We start from the raw sequence: 15,270 nt of genomic DNA, 5'->3' as shown, positions 1-15,270 counted from the left end.
TAACGGAAACGCCTCTCCGGGGCGTAGGATATACTAACAGGAAGGTTCTGGCCCATGCCAACGTCCGAGGAAAACTCCGTAATACTCCTTGTGGACGATGAACCCGCCTATGCGCAGATCATGTCGGCGCTTGCGGCGTCGATGGGCCATCGTCTCGATCATGTGGCGAATGCCGCCGATCTGCCCGCGTGGCTGGATACGAAACAATATGCGCTGATCCTGATGGATGTGGAGATGCCGGGGATCGACGGATACAAGGCGACGGCGGCGATCCGGTCGCGCGGCGGATGGGCGATCGAGGTGCCGATCATCGCCTTCACGACGCTCGGCAAATCGCGTGACGCCGATCGTTTCGTGGCGGCGGGCATGGACGGCGTGCTCGCCAAGCCCTTCGGCATCGTCGAATCCGCCGCCACCCTGCGCCAGTGGCTGCACGACGGAAAGGCGCCCAAGCGGACCCGCCAGACGCTCGAGGCGCTGCTGGGTGCGCAGCAGGCGGCAACGATGTTCGATCGCTTCTACGTCTCGCTGGCCGAGGCGGTGGAACTGGTCGATCAGGGTGGAGACAAGGCCCGGATCGGCCACAAGATCGGCGGGCTTGCGGGCACGCTTGGGCTGGGCGTTCTGAGCGCCGCGTGGCTGGCGATGCAGGATGGCGGCGCGGATCATACCTGGCCGACGGTGCGCGCCTTGTCGCTCGATGCGATCGCGCGGCGGGCTGGGTAATGATTATGACATTTTTATTACAGACACGGGGCGGCGAATCGCCTAGGGGCTGAGCCGCCAGAAGGGAATCACCATACGCCAGATCGCCGCCTTGCCCTACCGAATCGGGACTGATGGACGGGCGGAGGTGTTGCTGATCACGTCGCGTGAGACACGTCGGTGGATCGTTCCCAAGGGCAACAGAATGCGCGGCTTTGCCCCTCATGAGGCGGCGGCGCAGGAAGCCTATGAAGAGGCGGGCGTCCGGGGAATCCCTTGTCCCACGGCGTTGGGAAGCTTTGCCTATGGAAAAAGGCGGCGCAACGGATCGGTGAAACAGGCGACCGTCGACGTTTTCCCGCTCAAATTTCTGTTCCAGGCGAACGATTGGCCGGAACGTAACGAAAGACAAATACGGTGGTTCTCGCTTGACGAAGGCGCGTCCGCAGTGGACGAGCCGGAACTCAAGACGCTGATCGCTACCTTCCGGATACCGCCGCCCACGCCGGGTGTCGCACAGCGGATGGTGCCGGTCGTGCGGTCACGTTTGAGCGAGGTGATCCCGATGCTGCGCTGGTTCCAGGCGTTGATGCCTTCCCAGGGGCGTTTTTTCGAACAGTTTGAATCACATTCGGCTCTGCTGGTGGCGGGGGCCGAGGCGCTCGCGCTGCTACTGCAGGGCAAGGACATTCCGGCGCACATCAAGACGATCGTGGATCGTGAGCATGATGCCGACGATATCACGCGCGACGTTCTGCAGGACGTGCGCCGCATCTTCGTCACCCCGTTCGATCGCAGCGCAATCACCGGGCTGATCGGCGTGATGGACGACGCGATCGATCAGATGAACAAGACCGCCAAGGCGATCGAGCTGTACGAAGTCACCAGCTTCGAAACGCAGATGCGCGACATGAGCGGCATCATCGTGGAGGCCGCGCGCGTCACGGCGGAGGCGATCCCGCTGCTCCGCTCGCTCGGCCCCAATTCGGCGCGGCTCCATTCGCTGACCGAACGGCTGATCCAGCTCGAAGGCCATGCCGACGAGATCCACGACGACGGCATCAAGGCGCTGTTCAAGGCCAGCGAAGGCAGCGATGCGTTGGGCTTCGTCGTCGGCCGCGAAATCTACAGCCATCTGGAACGCATCGTCGATCGATTCGAAGATGTCGCCAACGAGATCCAGGGTCTCGTCATCGATCACGCATAAGGGGTCAGGGACATGATGATTTCCCTGACCGCGCTTTATGCGCTGATCGCGATCGCGTTGCTGTTCGATTTCCTGAACGGCCTGCACGACGCGGCCAATTCGATCGCCACGATCGTGTCGACGCGCGTCCTGCGCCCGCAATATGCGGTGCTCTGGGCGGCCTTCTTCAACTTCATCGCCTTCATGTTCTTCGGCCTCCACGTCGCGCAGACGGTGGGGAAGGGGATCGTCGTCGCTGATATCGTCGATGCTTATGTGATCTTCGGCGCGCTGATGGGCGCGATCATCTGGAACGTCATCACCTGGGTGCTGGGCATTCCGTCCTCGTCCAGCCACGCGCTGATCGGTGGCCTGCTGGGCGCGGGCGTCGCCAAGGCGGGCTCGGCAGCAGTGGTGTGGAGCGGCGTGCTCAAGACGGTGTCGGCGATCGTGATCTCGCCCGCTCTGGGTTTGGGCCTCGCGCTGATGCTCGTCCTGATGCTCGCCTGGACGACTTTGGGCATGACCCCGCTCGCGGTCGACAAAAGGTTCCGCAAGCTTCAGCTCGTCTCCGCCTCGCTCTACTCGCTCGGCCACGGCGGCAATGATGCGCAGAAGACGATGGGGATCATCACCGTGCTGCTCTATTCGCAGGGCCTGCTCAGCGGCGATTTCGACGTTCCCTTCTGGGTCGTGATCTCGTGTCAGGCGGCGATGGGCCTCGGCACGCTCGCGGGCGGATGGAAGATCGTCCACACGATGGGGTCGAAGATCACCCGCCTCACCCCGGCGCAAGGCTTCTGCGCGGAAACGGGCGGCGCGATCACTTTGTTCGGCTTCACCTGGCTGGGCGTCCCGGTATCTACCACGCACACGATCACCGGCGCGATCGTTGGCGTGGGCGCGGCGCGGCGCCTGTCGGCGGTGCGCTGGAACGTGGCGAGCAGCATCGTCGTCGCGTGGGTGGTGACGCTGCCGGCCGCCGGCCTGATCGCCGCGGCATTTTACGGGCTTGCGAAACTCGTCTTCTGATCGATCGTTGGCCGGGTCTTCGCATAGAGGCTCGATGATCCGTTCGTTCGTCCTGTCCCTGTTGGTGGCGGCGTCCCCCGTGGGCGCCGCGACTTATACTTTGCTGCCGGCCGGGCAGGGCTTCGATCGGCTGCAGGCCGCTGTCGACGCGGCAGGCGATGGCGACGCGACGATCCTGATCGCGCCCGGCGTCCACCGCGACTGCGCGGTGCAGAGCGCGGGCCGCATCACCTATCGCGGCGCCGTTCCCGGTAAGACGATCTTCGAAGGCGCAACGTGCGAGGACAAGGCGACCCTCGTCCTGCGCGGGCGCGGCGCGGTGGTCGAAGGGCTGGTCTTCCGCCGGCTGGGCGTCAGCGACGGCAATGCGGCGGGGATCAGGGCAGAAAAGGGGCCGCTCAGCGTCAGCAACAGCATCTTCCGCGATTCCGAACAAGGCATCCTCGGCAACAGCGATCCTCAGGCCGATATCCGCATCGATCGATCGACCTTTGCGGGCCTCGGCCGCTGCGATCGCGATCTCGCCTGCGCGCATTCAATTTATATCGGGCACTATAAAAGTGTGACGGTGACGCGCAGCCGCTTCGAACGCGGGCGCGGCGGCCATTATGTGAAAAGCCGCGCGGCCCGCATCGCGATCAGCGACAGCAGCTTCGATGACACGCGCGGCCACACCACCAATTACATGATCGATTTGCCGGCGGGTGCGACCGGCACGATCCAGCGCAACATCTTCGTGCAGGGCCACGACAAGGAAAACCATTCGGCGTTCGTCGCGGTCGGCGCGGAATCGCGCGACAATCCTTCGGCGGGCCTCGCCGTCGTCGGTAATCGCGCGCATCAGGCGCCGGGCATCACCTGGCCCGCCGCCCTGGTGTCGGACTGGACCAAATCGCCGATGCGGATCGAACGCAATGTGGTCAGCCCGCGCATCACCGAATATCGTGGCGCGGAGGGCGCCGAACCGCCAAGCCTGAAACGCGATATACGTCGCGTTCTGGCGGCGGTGCGCGACAGGATTTTGGGGTAGGAGGACGGCCGTGGAGATCGTGAAGCTGGATCGCGGCGCGCAGCCCCCCGAAAGTTCGGACTATGTCGCGATCGTCGAGGAGGATGGCCAGTTCGGCTTCAGCGGCCAGATCGAAAAGATCCACGGCCCCACGAAGGCGCAGGTCTTCCTGATCGGCCCCGAATGGTATCCCAGCTTCGACGAGGCACTGACTGCGGGCCTCGCGTGGGCCGACAGCCACGGCGCGGGCCGGATTTATGTCGAGGTAGCGGCGTAACTAAATCCTCCCCCGGAGGGGGAGGGGGACCGGCGCAGCCGGTGGAGGGGTACTCGAGGCTTGGCGCATTGCTGCCGGCCAATACCCCTCCGTCAGTCCTACGGACTGCCACCTCCCCCTCCGGGGGAGGATCTGGGCGTTACCGCTTGCAGCTGTCCGCCGCACTCGCGTCGAGGTCGAGGCAGCGGCCGTCGATTTCCGGGGTTGTGATCGGCAAGCCGATCAGCGCGGCGAGGGTCGGCAGGATGTCGACCGTTTCGACCGGGTTGGGCTGTTCGAACCCATGCGCGTTCGGCCACCAGAACAGGATCGGCACGCGGCGATCATAGTCCCACGGGCTGCCGTGCGTCGCGACCGAACCGCGCGAAGGATCGGGGATCGGCACCACGTTCGGCTTGAGCAGCACGATCAGGTCGCCCGACCGGCCGGGATGATAGCTCGCGGCCGCGCGATCGAGCAGGGTCCATTCGGTCACGGGCATCGTCGTCGGCTTGTAGCCCACGAAATCCTCCGCCGTGAACACCGCGCCGACCTGCGGATCGGCCGACAGTCGGGTCTTGGTCGCTTCGATCGCGCGCTTGCGGTTCGCGTCGGACAGGCCCTTGGAGATGTAGAAATCGCCGAAGCTGCCGCCGCCATAGACGGTCACGCCGTCGAGCTTGAGCGCCTGGGTGATCGCCGTATCGACGACCTTGGGCGACTTGTCCGGATCGACGCGCGTGTCCGACGGCAGGCCGTGGATCTGGTTGCGTTCGGGCAGGTCATGCCCGCCATGATCGGCGGTCAGCACTACGACATAGGGGATCTTTGCGGCGTTCAGCTTGGTGAAGAAGGTGCCGAGCAGCGCGTCGACATGCATTACCTGCCCGCAGCTTTCGGGGCCTTCGGTGCCGAAGGTGTGGCCAACCGCGTCGGTCGCCGAAAGGCCGATCGAGATCACGTCGGGCGCCTCGCCACGGCCCAGCTTCATCTCGTCGACCAGAGCGGAGGCGAGGTCGATCGTCGACTGATCATATTCGGGCGAAACGCGCCACGCGGCCTTGTCGCCCGCCTTGCGCGCGGGGATCGGCACGCCGACCGAGCGGTTCGCCGACACCGGCACCGCCGACACGCGCGTCTGGCAGATGGCGGGCAGCGTGTAAGGCTTGCCGGCCTTCGCCAGTTGCGCCGCGATCCGCGCGTTGAACGCCTTCACCGTCGGGGTCTCCGCCTTGCCGACGAAGCTGACGAAATGATCGCGGTCCCACCACCACATCTGATCGGCAACGTGCCCGCCCATCATCAGCGCGGCGCGATCCTTGCCCGCGACCGATACGACGCGCGAGGCGGGATTGAACGCCTTCATGCGATCGCCCAGCGTCGGCATCAGCAGATGCTTGGGCGAAACGGTATAATGTTCCGAGCTGGAGCCGGGGACGGTCTCGTCCTCCGAACAATAGATCGTCTTGTCGGGCCGCGCGACGCTCAGGTCCATCCAGTCGTTCGCGATGATGCCGGTCTTGGCCGGGTGCGCGCCGGTCAGGATCGTCGAATGGCCGGGGCAGGTCTCGGTCGCGGCATGGCTCTGATAGCCCGAGGGGAAGACCGCGCCCTGCGTCAGCGTCTTCAGGCCGCCGGTATAATATTGGCGATATTCGGCGAAAAGATCGGCCGAAAACTGATCGACCGAGATCGCGACGATCAGCTTGGGGGTGGGCGGCGGGACGGTGGCGGGCGTCGCGGCGAATGCGGGGCTGGCGAGCAGAGCGGAGAGCAACCCAAGTTTCTTCATCGATTCACACTTCCCTGTTTTTCGATGCCGCTAGCCCCCACGCATGTCAGCTTCGTGTCGGTCCTACTTTGCGACCCAAACTCTTTTGCCGCCAATCCACGTTTCCAGCGGCTTCGCCTGCCGGATCGCGGGCGCGCCGGCTTCGAAGATGTCGCGGTCGAGGATCAGGAAGTCGGCGAGATGGCCGGGCGTCAGCGTCCCCACCTTGCCTTCGGCGAAGGCCGCATGCGCGGCGTCGGCGGTGAAGGCGCGGAACGCCTGCGTCAGCGTGATCGCCTGTTCGGGGTGCCAACCGCCTACCGGCTGCCCGTCCGGCCCCGTCCGGCTGATCGCGGCGGCGAGAGCGGGGAAGGGGTTCGGGCTTTCGACCGGATAGTCCGAACCGAAGGCCAGCGGCGATCCCGCGTCGATCATCGCCTTCCACGCATAGGCGCCCGCCAGTCGCGCCGGGCCCAGCCGCGCCTCGGCCATGATCCGGTCGCTCGTCTGGTGCACCGGCTGCATCGACGCGATCGTGCCGTTCTTGCCGAAGCGAGGAATGTCGATCGGGTCGACGATCTGCGCATGTTCGATCCGCCAGCGCCGATCGCCCTTATAGGTGTTGGCCAGCTCGTCGATCGCGTCGAGCGCCTGTTCGTTCGCCGCATCGCCGATCGCGTGGATCGCGACCTGGAACCCGTCCATCGCCGCGCGACTGCCCAGATTTTTCAGCTTGGCATCGTCGAGGAACTGGATACCGCGATTGTTCGGCGCATCGGCATAAGGTGCCTTGAGCCACGCCCCGCGCGAACCCAGCGCACCATCGGCATAGAGCTTCACCCCGATCATCCGCAGATGATCGTCGTACAGCCACGGGGTCGGCCCCGTCCCTGCGACCGCGAGCATCGTATCGACGCCATGCGCATAGCTGGTGATCCGCACGCGCAGCCGCCCGGCGTCGCCCGCGCGGCGCATCACCTGCCAATCCTCGATCGTCGATCCCATGTCGGCGGTGGAGGTGATGCCGTAGCCCAGCAGGATGTCCTGCGCCTTCGCCAGCATCGCATCGCGATCACGCGGCAGGGGGGCGGGGACGACATCGGTGATCAGTTTCTGCGCGGCATCGACGAACACGCCCGTCGGATTGCCCTTCGCATCGCGCTCGATCCGGCCGCCGGCTGGATCCTTGGTCTTGGCACTGATCCCCGCCGCCGCCATCGCCGCGCTGTTGGCGAGCAGCGCATGGCCGTCGACACGGGCGAGCACCACCGGGCGGCCCGGCGTGATCGCGTCGACATCCGCCGCGGTCGGGAAGCGGCCCAGGCCCCAGCGTTCCTGATTCCATCCGCCGCCGCCGATCCACGGCGGGGTCGGGCGATCGGCGGCATATTTGGCGAGCGCGGCCTGCGCTTCGGCGAGACTATTGGTGTTCGACAGATCGAGCGACAGCGCGACCTGCCCCAGTTCCATCACATGCCCATGCGCGTCGATCAGGCCGGGGATGATCGTGCGCCCCTGCGCATCCAGCCGGAAGTCGAGCTTCTCCGGTCGCCGGTCGCCCTTCTGGAGCAGCTTCGAAACGCGCCCCTTGTCGTCGATCAGCAGCCCGTCGAACCGGATCAGATCGCCGCGGTCGTTGAGCGTATAGCCGTTCGCATTGTCGATCACGCCATCGGCAAAGGCGGGTGTGGTGAGGAGGGCGATGGCGCCCAGCAGCGCCGTGCGAAGCCCCCGCTTCATTGATCGAGCGGCAGGCGGCGGACCAGCGCCGACGTGTCCTGCCGGTGGCCACCCATATTCTGGATGTCGGCATAGAATTGGTCGACCAGGGCCGTCACCGGCAGCGCCGACCCGTTCGACCGCGCTTCATCGAGCGCGAGGCCCAGATCCTTGCGCATCCAATCGACCGCGAAGCCGAAGTCGAAACTGTCGCCGGCCATCGTCTTCCAGCGATTGAGCATCTGCCAACTGGCGGCCGCACCACCCGAAATCGCTTCGAACACCTTGTCGAGATCGAGGTCGCTATTCTGCGCGAAGCGCAGCGCCTCCGACACGCCCTGCAGCGCGCCGGCGATGCAGATCTGGTTGCACATCTTGGTCGTCTGCCCCGCGCCCGCGCCGCCGACATGGACGATACGCGCCGCATAGGCCTGCATCAGTGGCTCGGCCGCCGCCATCGCCTTGGCGGAGCCGCCGCACATGATCGACAGCGTGCCGTTCTCGGCGCCCGCCTGACCACCCGAGACCGGCGCGTCGACCACCAGCAGCCCGCGATCCTTGCCCTCAACCGCCAGCTGCCGCGCGATCCGCGCCGACACGGTGGTATGATCGACGAACACCGCGCCTTTCTTCATCGCGCGGAAGCATCCGTCCGACCGCAGCGTTACCGCCTCCAGATCGCCATCCGCGCCGACGCAGGAAAAGACCGCATCGGCATCCTCGGCCGCCGCAGCCGGGGTCGGGGCCCAACGGCCGCCATTCGCCGCGACCCACGCCTCGGCGCGCGCAGCGGTGCGGTTATAGACGGTCACGTCATGCCCCGCCTTCGCCAGATGCCGCGCCATCGGGGCGCCCATCACGCCCAGTCCCAGGAAGGTCACTTTCGCCATGACGCGCAGGCATAGGGCGGAAAATCGGGGCGCGCTAGGTGGTGACGCGCGCGTTGCGAACCGCTATGGCCCGCCCCACTATGGCAAGTGTGCAGAAAAGCGACGCCGTGAGCGTCCCCGTCACCATCGATGATGTCCGCGCCGCGCATGTTCGCGTCGCCCCGTCGATCGTGCGCACGCCGATTATGCACAGCCGGACGCTCAGCACGCTGACCGGCGCCAACGTGTGGCTCAAGTTCGAAAATCTTCAGTTCACCGCCGCCTATAAGGAACGCGGCGCGCTCAACAAATTGTGCCTGCTGACCGAGGATAAGAAGGCGCGCGGCGTGATCGCGGCGTCGGCGGGCAATCATGCGCAGGGTCTGGCCTATCATGGCGCGCGGCTGGGTATCCCCGTCACGATCGTGATGCCGAAGTCGACGCCCACGGTGAAGGTGCAGCAGACCGAAGGGCATGGCGCGCGCGTCGTCCTGATCGGGGAGCGGTTCGACGATGCGTCGGAGGCCGCCGTCCTGATGGCCGAGGCGGAGGGGCTGACCTTCGTCCACCCGTTCGACGATCCCGATACGATTGCGGGGCAGGGCACCGTAACCCTCGAAATGCTGCAGGACGCGCCGGAGATCGACACGCTGATCGTGCCGATCGGCGGCGGCGGGCTGATCTCGGGCGCGGCCGTGGTCGCGCGGTCGCACAGCAAGCCGGTGCAGGTGATCGGCGTTCAGGCCGAACTTTATCCGTCGATGTACGCCAAGATGAAGGGCGTCACCCTGCCGTGCGCGGGCGATACGCTGGCCGAAGGCATCGCGGTCAAGCAGCCGGGCGGGATCACCGCGGGCATCGTCGAGGCGATGGTCGACGACATCGTCCTCGTCGCCGAACGCGAACTCGAACATGCGGTGGCGATGCTGCTGCAGATCGAAAAGACGGTTGCCGAGGGCGCGGGCGCGGCGGGCCTTGCGGCTTTGCTCACCCATCCGGAGCGGTTCCGCGGTCGCAACGTCGGCATCATCCTGACCGGCGGCAATATCGACACGCGCCTGCTCGCCAACGTGCTGCTGCGCGATCTGGCGCGCTCGGGCCGTCTGGCGCGGCTGCGCATCGCGATGCAGGACCGCCCCGGCGCGCTGTTCCACGTCGCGCGAGTGTTCGACGAACAGCAGGTCAACATCGTCGGCATCGATCACCAGCGCGTCTTCACGACCTTGCCCGCCAAGGGCACGATCGCGGACATCGAATGCGAAACCCGCGATGCTCCGCATCTCGAACGTCTGCTTCAGGCGCTGCGTGCCGAGGGCTATGACGTGACGCAGATCGAGGCGGCCTGATCTCCTCCAACTAACCTCGTCATTGCGAGAAGCCGAAGGCGACGAAGCAATCCAGGCCCGCACTGGAGTTAGGTCGCGAGCCTCTCTCATGCGGGCCTGGATTGCTTCGCTACGCTCGCAATGACGAGTGGGGTGGGGGACGGCCTCCCCCAATGGTCGCAAAAAGAGGGTTAACGCCCTTTCCATCGGAACAAGGGCACGGCATATTCGTCACCTTGGGGCCAAGCACTGGCGATTCACGCTATTGAGGAGGGCAGGACGGGCATGACCGCGCAATTCCGTTTCCCGCGCTTCTTCGTGACCACGCCCGGCCCGTGCCCCTATCTGCCGGGCAAGATCGAACGCAAGGTCTTCACCGAACTCAGCGGCCCGAACGCGACCGAACTGAACGATGCGCTGGGCCGGATCGGCTTCCGCCGTTCGCAGGGAGTCGCCTATCGTCCCAGTTGCGTCGATTGTCAGGCGTGCGTCTCCGTCCGCGTCGTCGCGCGGGAGTTTCGCCCGAACGCCAGCCAGCGCAAGCTGATGCGTCGCCACGCCGATCTCGAGATCAACGTGTGCGAACCGTGGACGACCGAGGAACAGTTCACGCTGCTGCGCTCCTATCTCAAGGCGCGCCACCCCGGCGGCGGCATGGCCGAGATGGACGAACTCGACTTCGCCGACATGGTCGAACAGACGCCGATCCGCACCCATGTCGTCGAATATCGCGAGCCGTCGGTCGACGGGCGCCCCGGCAAGCTGGTCGGCGCGTGCCTGACCGACAATCAGAATGACGGCCTGTCGATGGTGTACAGCTTCTTCGAAACCGATGACGAGAAGCGTCCCGGTCTCGGCACCTACATCATCCTCGATCATATCCGCCGCGCCGCGCAGACGGGCCTGAGCTTCGTCTATCTCGGCTATTGGGTCGAGGGGTCGTCGCGGATGCAGTACAAGACCCGCTTCCAGCCGCTCGAACGGCTCGGCCCCAATGGCTGGCAGCGTTTCGAAGCGCCCGTGCCCCAGCCGCAGACCGGCCCGCAGCAGGCACTTCCGCCCAAGCTGACGCAGATCGTCTGATCCTGCGATCGTCACGCCTGAATTGAGGCGTGTTCATATAAATCCGAAAGCGGATGCATTCGTTTGTGGGAGAATTCCGACAATCTTGATTGTAACGCAATCGATTACTTTGTAACTTTTGACCTAAAGTGGCTCATAATTTTGAACCATCTCGAATTGATGCAGGTTAATTTCCTGTGTTTAGTATGAGGTGCGTTCATGTTGGTGGTGTGCGTAGACGATGATCTGCTCGTCCGGCAGGTGACGAGCGATATGATCCGCCATCTGGATCACAAGGTTCTGGAGGCGCCCGATGCGGTTTCGGCGCTCGATCTGATCGCCTGCGTTCCCGATCGCATCGATATCCTGCTCACCGATGTGCGCATGCCCGGCATGAACGGCGTCTCGCTCGCCAATGCTGTACGCACCCGTCATCCCGAAATCGGGATCATCTACATGACGGGCTATGCTGGCGAATTCGATCTGACCGGCCCGGTCCTCGAAAAGCCGTGCACCCTTGGCGATCTCGAAAGGATGCTGGACAAGGTTCGGCACTGATCCGCGGAGCCTAAGGCCTTTCGGACGGTTATGCTCTCGCGAGGAGAGCGATCATGGACCGTCCGACATTGAAGCCCGCCAAGGAACTCGCGCGCCTGCGCACGCCGATCTCCGGCGAGAGCGCCGACTATGCGCAGGCCCGCGAAGCTCTGCTGGCCGAGGAAATCGAATTCCGCCGGCATATGACCCGGCTGGCCGAACAGCGGCAGGCGCTGCCGCCCGGGCCGATCGTGGACAAGGACTATCGCTTCCGCGACGAAAATGGCGCCGAGGTCGGGCTGGCCGATCTGTTCGGTGCGCACGATACGCTGATCACCTATTTCTGGATGTACGGCCCGCAGCGCGCGCGGCCGTGCCCGATGTGTACCAATTGGCTGGGCAGCGTGAACGGCAATGCCGCCGACGTGAAGCAGCGCGCCGCGCTCAAGATCCTCGGTCGCAGCCCGGTCGAACGGCAAAAGGCGTTCGCGGCCGAACGCGGCTGGCGCGATCTCGATTTCGTCGAGACGATTGGGGACGATTATGCGAACGCGTTCGGCCTGCTGACGCCGGAAGGCGACGAATATCCCGCGCTGATCGTCTATCGAAAGGATGGGGATGCGGTTCGCATCTTCTATGGCGCGGACATGCCCGCCGAGGCCGCCGATCCGGGCCAGGATCCGCGCACCGCGCCCGATATCGCCGCGCTCTGGAACCTGCTCGATCTCACGCCTGAGGGGCGCGGAGACGATTGGTATCCAAAGTTGAACTATGAGTGATCATCGACATTGCAATGGCGAACTGGCAATATTGACCGATGGTCCCGGATGGCTAGCCTGATCCGATAAGAGAAATCGGAAGGGGCAGGATCGTGGAGCAAGCGGCCATTGCAGAGGCCGATGACGGCCTGCCGCTTCCGCGCCGCTATTGGGCGATTGCCGCGATGTGCTGCAGCACCGCGCTCGTCATCCTCGATGCGGCGATCCCGGTCGTCGCGCTGCCGACGATCGCGCGCGAACTGCATGTGCCGGCATCGTCGACCGTCCTGACCGTCACCGTCTATCAATTGACCTTGGTGATGGCGATGCTGCCGCTGTCGGCCTTCGGCGATCTGATCGGGTTACGCAGGCTCTATGCGATCGGGCTGATGATCTTCACCGCGGGCGCCGCGACCTGCCTGTTCGTCACGTCGTTGCCGCTGCTGCTCGTCGTTCGCGCGGTGCAGGCGCTGGGTGCGGCGGCGGTGCTGAGCATGACGTCGGCGCTGATCCGATCGATCTATCCGTCGCACCAGCTTGGCCGCGGCCTCGGCATCAACAGCCTGATCAACGCCAGCTTCACCGCGCTCGCGCCCACGGTCGGCGGGATCATCGTCGCCTTCGCATCGTGGCAATGGGTGTTCGCGGCCTCGGCGCCCTTCGGCATCCTCGCGCTGTTGGGCGTCCGCGCGCTGCCCGATCCCGAACCCAAGAGTCACCGTTTCGACTGGACCTCGTCGATCCTGAGCGCGGCCACCTTCGGGCTGATCGTCGGCGGGCTGGAACTGGGCGCGCATGGCGGCGGTGCGCTCGCCGCGGCCAGCGTGGTCGGGGCGGGGATCGTGATTGGCTATGCCTTCGTGCGTCGCGAATTGCGGGTGGAGCGGCCGGTGATGCCCGTCGATCTGCTCGCCTCGCCAGCCTTGGGCGTGGCCTTGATCGGCGCGATGGCGGGGTTCATGGCGATGATGGCCTTCGTCGTCTCGATGCCGTTCCGCCTCGAAAACGGCTATCATTACAGCGCGGGGGAGGTGGGCAGCATGATGGCCACCTGGCCGCTTGCCGCGCTCCTGATCGGCCCGTTCGCCAGCACGATGGCCGATCGCTACTCGCTGCGTCTGTTGAGCGCGCTGGGGGCGGGGACATCGGTTATCGGCCTGCTGCTGCTCGCGTTGATGCCGGCGGACGTGACCCCGTGGGGCATCTGCGTGCGGCTGTTCGTCACCGGCGGCGGCATCGCCTTGTACCTGTCGCCCAACGCCCGCGCGATCATCGCATCTGCCCCGCGCGACCGCGCGGCCTCGGTCGGCGGAATATTCCAGACGATCCGGCTGCTCGGTCAGGCGATCGGTGCGACCGTCGCCGCCTCGCTCCTCGCCTTCGGCCTCGGATCGGGACCGGGGCCAGCCTATGCGGCGGCCTTTCTCGCGCTGATCGCGGGGCTGTGCGGCGTTGTGAAGATCAGGCGTTAGGCCAGAACCACCGGGATCGACGAATAACCGCGCTGCTCCAGTCCGCCCGTCAAGCGCGGGGGCGGGGCGTCGCGGTCGAGGCGTATCTCCGGGAAGCTGTCCATCAGCGCATTGATCGCGCCTGCCATCATCTCGCGCGCGACATGCTGCCCGATGCACAGATGCGGCCCCATGCCGAAGCCGAGATGCGCCTGCTTCTTGCGGAACGGATCGAAGCGGTCGGGATCGTCCCAGCGCTTCGGATCGCGATTGCCCGCGCCCAGGCAGATGTCGATCCGCGAGTTTGCGGGGATGAACACGCCGTCCAGCTCGACATCCTCGGTCACGAGGCGCGGGAAGGTCGGCCCGGTCGCGTTCCAGCGCGCGGCCTCCTCGATCGCGTCGTAGATCAGCGCACGATCGGCGCGCGCCGCCGCCCACAATTCGGGTGCGTCGAGCAGAGCGTGGATCGTAATGCCCAGCTGCCGCCACGTCGTGCCGCCGCCCGCCAGCAGGATATGGCGCGAAAAGCCCAGCACCTCATCGTCGATCAGCTTGCGGGTCGTGCCGTCAACCTCCTTGAAATCGGCCTTGGCGAGACCCGAGACGACGTCGTCGCGTGGGGAGGCGCGCCGATCGAGCACCAGCCCGCGCAAGGTCGCATCGACTGCCGCGGCCGCCTCCGCCCGCTCGACCGGCGTCGCCTCGTGATTGCCGATCGATTTGAGCAACTGTTCGCGGAAGACCAAAGCCTCGTCGCCCTCCAGCCCGACGCCCAGCGACACGACCTGCAGCGGCAGGCGCGCGCACAGATCGATGTTCAGGTCGGCGCGCTCGCGGCCCTCCAGCCGATCGACCAGCCCCTTCACCGCATCGTCGATCCAGTTGCGCCGCCACCATCCGGTCGCGGCCGGCTTGATGAACATCGATTGGGCCGCCGCGCGCATGCGCTTGTGCGGTTCGCCGATCTTGTTGAGCACGACATGGCCCAGCTTCCGCACGGCGGGCATGTCGTTATAGCCTTCCGAGCTGAACAGCAGATTCTCGCGGAAGGCGCGGTCGCACGCGGCGAAGCTGAGCGCGGTGTAGCCCGGCAGGTCGGTGTCGTAACGGCTGTCCCCGCCGAGACCCAGCAGCTCGCGCAAACTCCCTTTCAGCACCGGCCCGCGCTCGCGCAAGGCGTTCATCAGCGGGTTGAAATCGGTGTCGGCGACGTTGCTCATCCCCTGAGCCTCACGCCGCACGTCAAACAGTTCGGCGAAGCGCCGATCGTCGGTGTTGGTGGCCATCAGTCGATCGCCTCGCCGAGGAGCGCGAGCGACATCGCCTGATCGAAGGGCGGCTCCAGCGGGTGCAGTCGCGCGGCCATATCGACCATGAAGGAGTCGATATCGTCGGTCTCGATCTGATAGGCGGCGAAATAGGGCTGGGTTATGCCCTTGCCCATCGCGACCTTGTAACGCTGCGCATGCTTCACGCCGGGGATCGCGCGGATCTTGTCCAGCTGCGCGCGATACCAGGCGTTATAATCGTCCTCGGCGATCTCCGGCTTGGGGCCGTTGATCGCGAGCATCAGATATTTGGGCATGC

The 15,270-nt window shown here is 65.5% G+C and carries 15 protein-coding genes; 10 read left to right on the top strand and 5 right to left on the bottom strand.

Annotated elements, in window-relative coordinates; genetic code table 11:
- Nucleotides 1–90 precede the first annotated feature (90 nt).
- The 5 genes from EOD43_RS14195 to EOD43_RS14175 all read left to right on the top strand — a co-directional run bounded on the left by EOD43_RS14195 (nt 91) and on the right by EOD43_RS14175 (nt 4,209).
- The gene (locus EOD43_RS14195) at nt 91–726 is read left to right on the top strand and encodes a response regulator (protein ID WP_164857232.1); all 636 of its coding nucleotides are present in this window, start codon (nt 91–93) and stop codon (nt 724–726) included.
- Nucleotides 727–799: 73 nt separating this feature from the next.
- On the top strand, nt 800–1,912 hold the full coding sequence (locus EOD43_RS14190) for a DUF47 family protein (protein WP_127744477.1): 1,113 nt from the start codon (nt 800–802) through the stop codon (nt 1,910–1,912).
- A gap of 12 nt (nt 1,913–1,924) precedes the next feature.
- On the top strand, nt 1,925–2,923 hold the full coding sequence (locus EOD43_RS14185) for an inorganic phosphate transporter (RefSeq protein ID WP_127744476.1): 999 nt from the start codon (nt 1,925–1,927) through the stop codon (nt 2,921–2,923).
- 34 nt (nt 2,924–2,957) lie between these two features.
- The gene (locus EOD43_RS14180) at nt 2,958–3,953 is read left to right on the top strand and encodes a right-handed parallel beta-helix repeat-containing protein (RefSeq protein ID WP_206363528.1); all 996 of its coding nucleotides are present in this window, start codon (nt 2,958–2,960) and stop codon (nt 3,951–3,953) included.
- Between the two features lie 10 nt (nt 3,954–3,963).
- A complete protein-coding gene (locus EOD43_RS14175; RefSeq protein ID WP_127744475.1) occupies nt 3,964–4,209 on the top strand; it encodes a hypothetical protein in 246 nt (81 codons plus the stop codon).
- A 139-nt stretch (nt 4,210–4,348) separates the two neighbouring features.
- Here EOD43_RS14175 and EOD43_RS14170 read toward each other — a convergent pair whose 3' ends face one another.
- The 3 genes from EOD43_RS14170 to EOD43_RS14160 all read right to left on the bottom strand — a co-directional run bounded on the left by EOD43_RS14170 (nt 4,349) and on the right by EOD43_RS14160 (nt 8,568).
- Nucleotides 4,349–5,980: an alkaline phosphatase family protein gene (locus EOD43_RS14170; RefSeq protein WP_127744474.1), complete on the bottom strand. Its 1,632-nt coding sequence runs from the start codon at nt 5,978–5,980 to the stop codon at nt 4,349–4,351.
- A gap of 63 nt (nt 5,981–6,043) precedes the next feature.
- Nucleotides 6,044–7,699: an amidohydrolase gene (locus tag EOD43_RS14165; protein ID WP_127744473.1), complete on the bottom strand. Its 1,656-nt coding sequence runs from the start codon at nt 7,697–7,699 to the stop codon at nt 6,044–6,046.
- Nucleotides 7,696–8,568 (bottom strand): NAD(P)-dependent oxidoreductase, encoded by an 873-nt coding sequence (locus EOD43_RS14160; protein WP_127744472.1) that lies wholly within the window; start codon nt 8,566–8,568, stop codon nt 7,696–7,698. Before EOD43_RS14160 ends, EOD43_RS14165 begins: the two co-directional genes overlap by 4 nt.
- Nucleotides 8,569–8,648: 80 nt before the next feature.
- Between EOD43_RS14160 and EOD43_RS14155 the strand changes: the two genes are divergently transcribed.
- The 5 genes from EOD43_RS14155 (at nt 8,649) to EOD43_RS14135 (ending at nt 13,701) form a co-directional block, all read left to right on the top strand.
- Nucleotides 8,649–9,893, top strand: coding sequence for a threonine ammonia-lyase (locus EOD43_RS14155; protein WP_127744471.1), 1,245 nt, complete (start codon nt 8,649–8,651; stop codon nt 9,891–9,893).
- Between the two features lie 264 nt (nt 9,894–10,157).
- A complete protein-coding gene (locus EOD43_RS14150) occupies nt 10,158–10,955 on the top strand; it encodes an arginyltransferase (protein ID WP_127744470.1) in 798 nt (265 codons plus the stop codon).
- 198 nt (nt 10,956–11,153) lie between these two features.
- A complete protein-coding gene (locus EOD43_RS14145; protein WP_127744469.1) occupies nt 11,154–11,492 on the top strand; it encodes a response regulator in 339 nt (112 codons plus the stop codon).
- A 53-nt stretch (nt 11,493–11,545) separates the two neighbouring features.
- Nucleotides 11,546–12,250 carry a DUF899 family protein gene (locus EOD43_RS14140; RefSeq protein ID WP_127744468.1) on the top strand — a complete coding sequence of 235 codons (705 nt, stop codon included), beginning with the start codon at nt 11,546–11,548 and terminating at the stop codon, nt 12,248–12,250.
- Nucleotides 12,251–12,342: 92 nt separating this feature from the next.
- A complete protein-coding gene (locus EOD43_RS14135) occupies nt 12,343–13,701 on the top strand; it encodes an MFS transporter (RefSeq protein ID WP_127744467.1) in 1,359 nt (452 codons plus the stop codon).
- On the opposite strand, the gene EOD43_RS14130 is transcribed toward EOD43_RS14135, so the two are convergent.
- Both EOD43_RS14130 and EOD43_RS14125 read right to left on the bottom strand, forming a co-directional pair.
- Nucleotides 13,698–14,969 (bottom strand): cytochrome P450, encoded by a 1,272-nt coding sequence (locus tag EOD43_RS14130; protein ID WP_127744466.1) that lies wholly within the window; start codon nt 14,967–14,969, stop codon nt 13,698–13,700. The genes EOD43_RS14135 and EOD43_RS14130 overlap by 4 nt on opposite strands.
- Nucleotides 14,969–15,268: a hypothetical protein gene (locus EOD43_RS14125; RefSeq protein ID WP_127744465.1), complete on the bottom strand. Its 300-nt coding sequence runs from the start codon at nt 15,266–15,268 to the stop codon at nt 14,969–14,971. Before EOD43_RS14125 ends, EOD43_RS14130 begins: the two co-directional genes overlap by 1 nt.
- Between the last annotated feature and the right edge of the window lie 2 nt (nt 15,269–15,270).

The organism is Sphingomonas crocodyli, from assembly GCF_004005865.1.
Taxonomy (GTDB): domain Bacteria; phylum Pseudomonadota; class Alphaproteobacteria; order Sphingomonadales; family Sphingomonadaceae; genus Rhizorhabdus; species Rhizorhabdus crocodyli.
This window is presented reverse-complemented; position numbering and strand designations above follow the sequence as displayed.

Bases quoted from the DNA above. Each gene is read 5' to 3' on its own strand.
- EOD43_RS14185 (WP_127744476.1), top strand. From the start codon at position 1,925: ATGATGATTTCCCTGACCGCGCTTTATGCGCTGATCGCGATCGCGTTG.
- EOD43_RS14140 (WP_127744468.1), top strand. From the start codon at position 11,546: ATGGACCGTCCGACATTGAAGCCCGCCAAGGAACTCGCGCGCCTGCGC.
- EOD43_RS14145 (WP_127744469.1), top strand. From the start codon at position 11,154: ATGTTGGTGGTGTGCGTAGACGATGATCTGCTCGTCCGGCAGGTGACG.
- EOD43_RS14170 (WP_127744474.1), bottom strand. From the start codon at position 5,980: ATGAAGAAACTTGGGTTGCTCTCCGCTCTGCTCGCCAGCCCCGCATTC.
- EOD43_RS14160 (WP_127744472.1), bottom strand. From the start codon at position 8,568: ATGGCGAAAGTGACCTTCCTGGGACTGGGCGTGATGGGCGCCCCGATG.
- EOD43_RS14165 (WP_127744473.1), bottom strand. From the start codon at position 7,699: ATGAAGCGGGGGCTTCGCACGGCGCTGCTGGGCGCCATCGCCCTCCTC.
- EOD43_RS14125 (WP_127744465.1), bottom strand. From the start codon at position 15,268: ATGCCCAAATATCTGATGCTCGCGATCAACGGCCCCAAGCCGGAGATC.
- EOD43_RS14130 (WP_127744466.1), bottom strand. From the start codon at position 14,969: ATGGCCACCAACACCGACGATCGGCGCTTCGCCGAACTGTTTGACGTG.
- EOD43_RS14155 (WP_127744471.1), top strand. From the start codon at position 8,649: ATGGCAAGTGTGCAGAAAAGCGACGCCGTGAGCGTCCCCGTCACCATC.
- EOD43_RS14150 (WP_127744470.1), top strand. From the start codon at position 10,158: ATGACCGCGCAATTCCGTTTCCCGCGCTTCTTCGTGACCACGCCCGGC.
- EOD43_RS14180 (WP_206363528.1), top strand. From the start codon at position 2,958: ATGATCCGTTCGTTCGTCCTGTCCCTGTTGGTGGCGGCGTCCCCCGTG.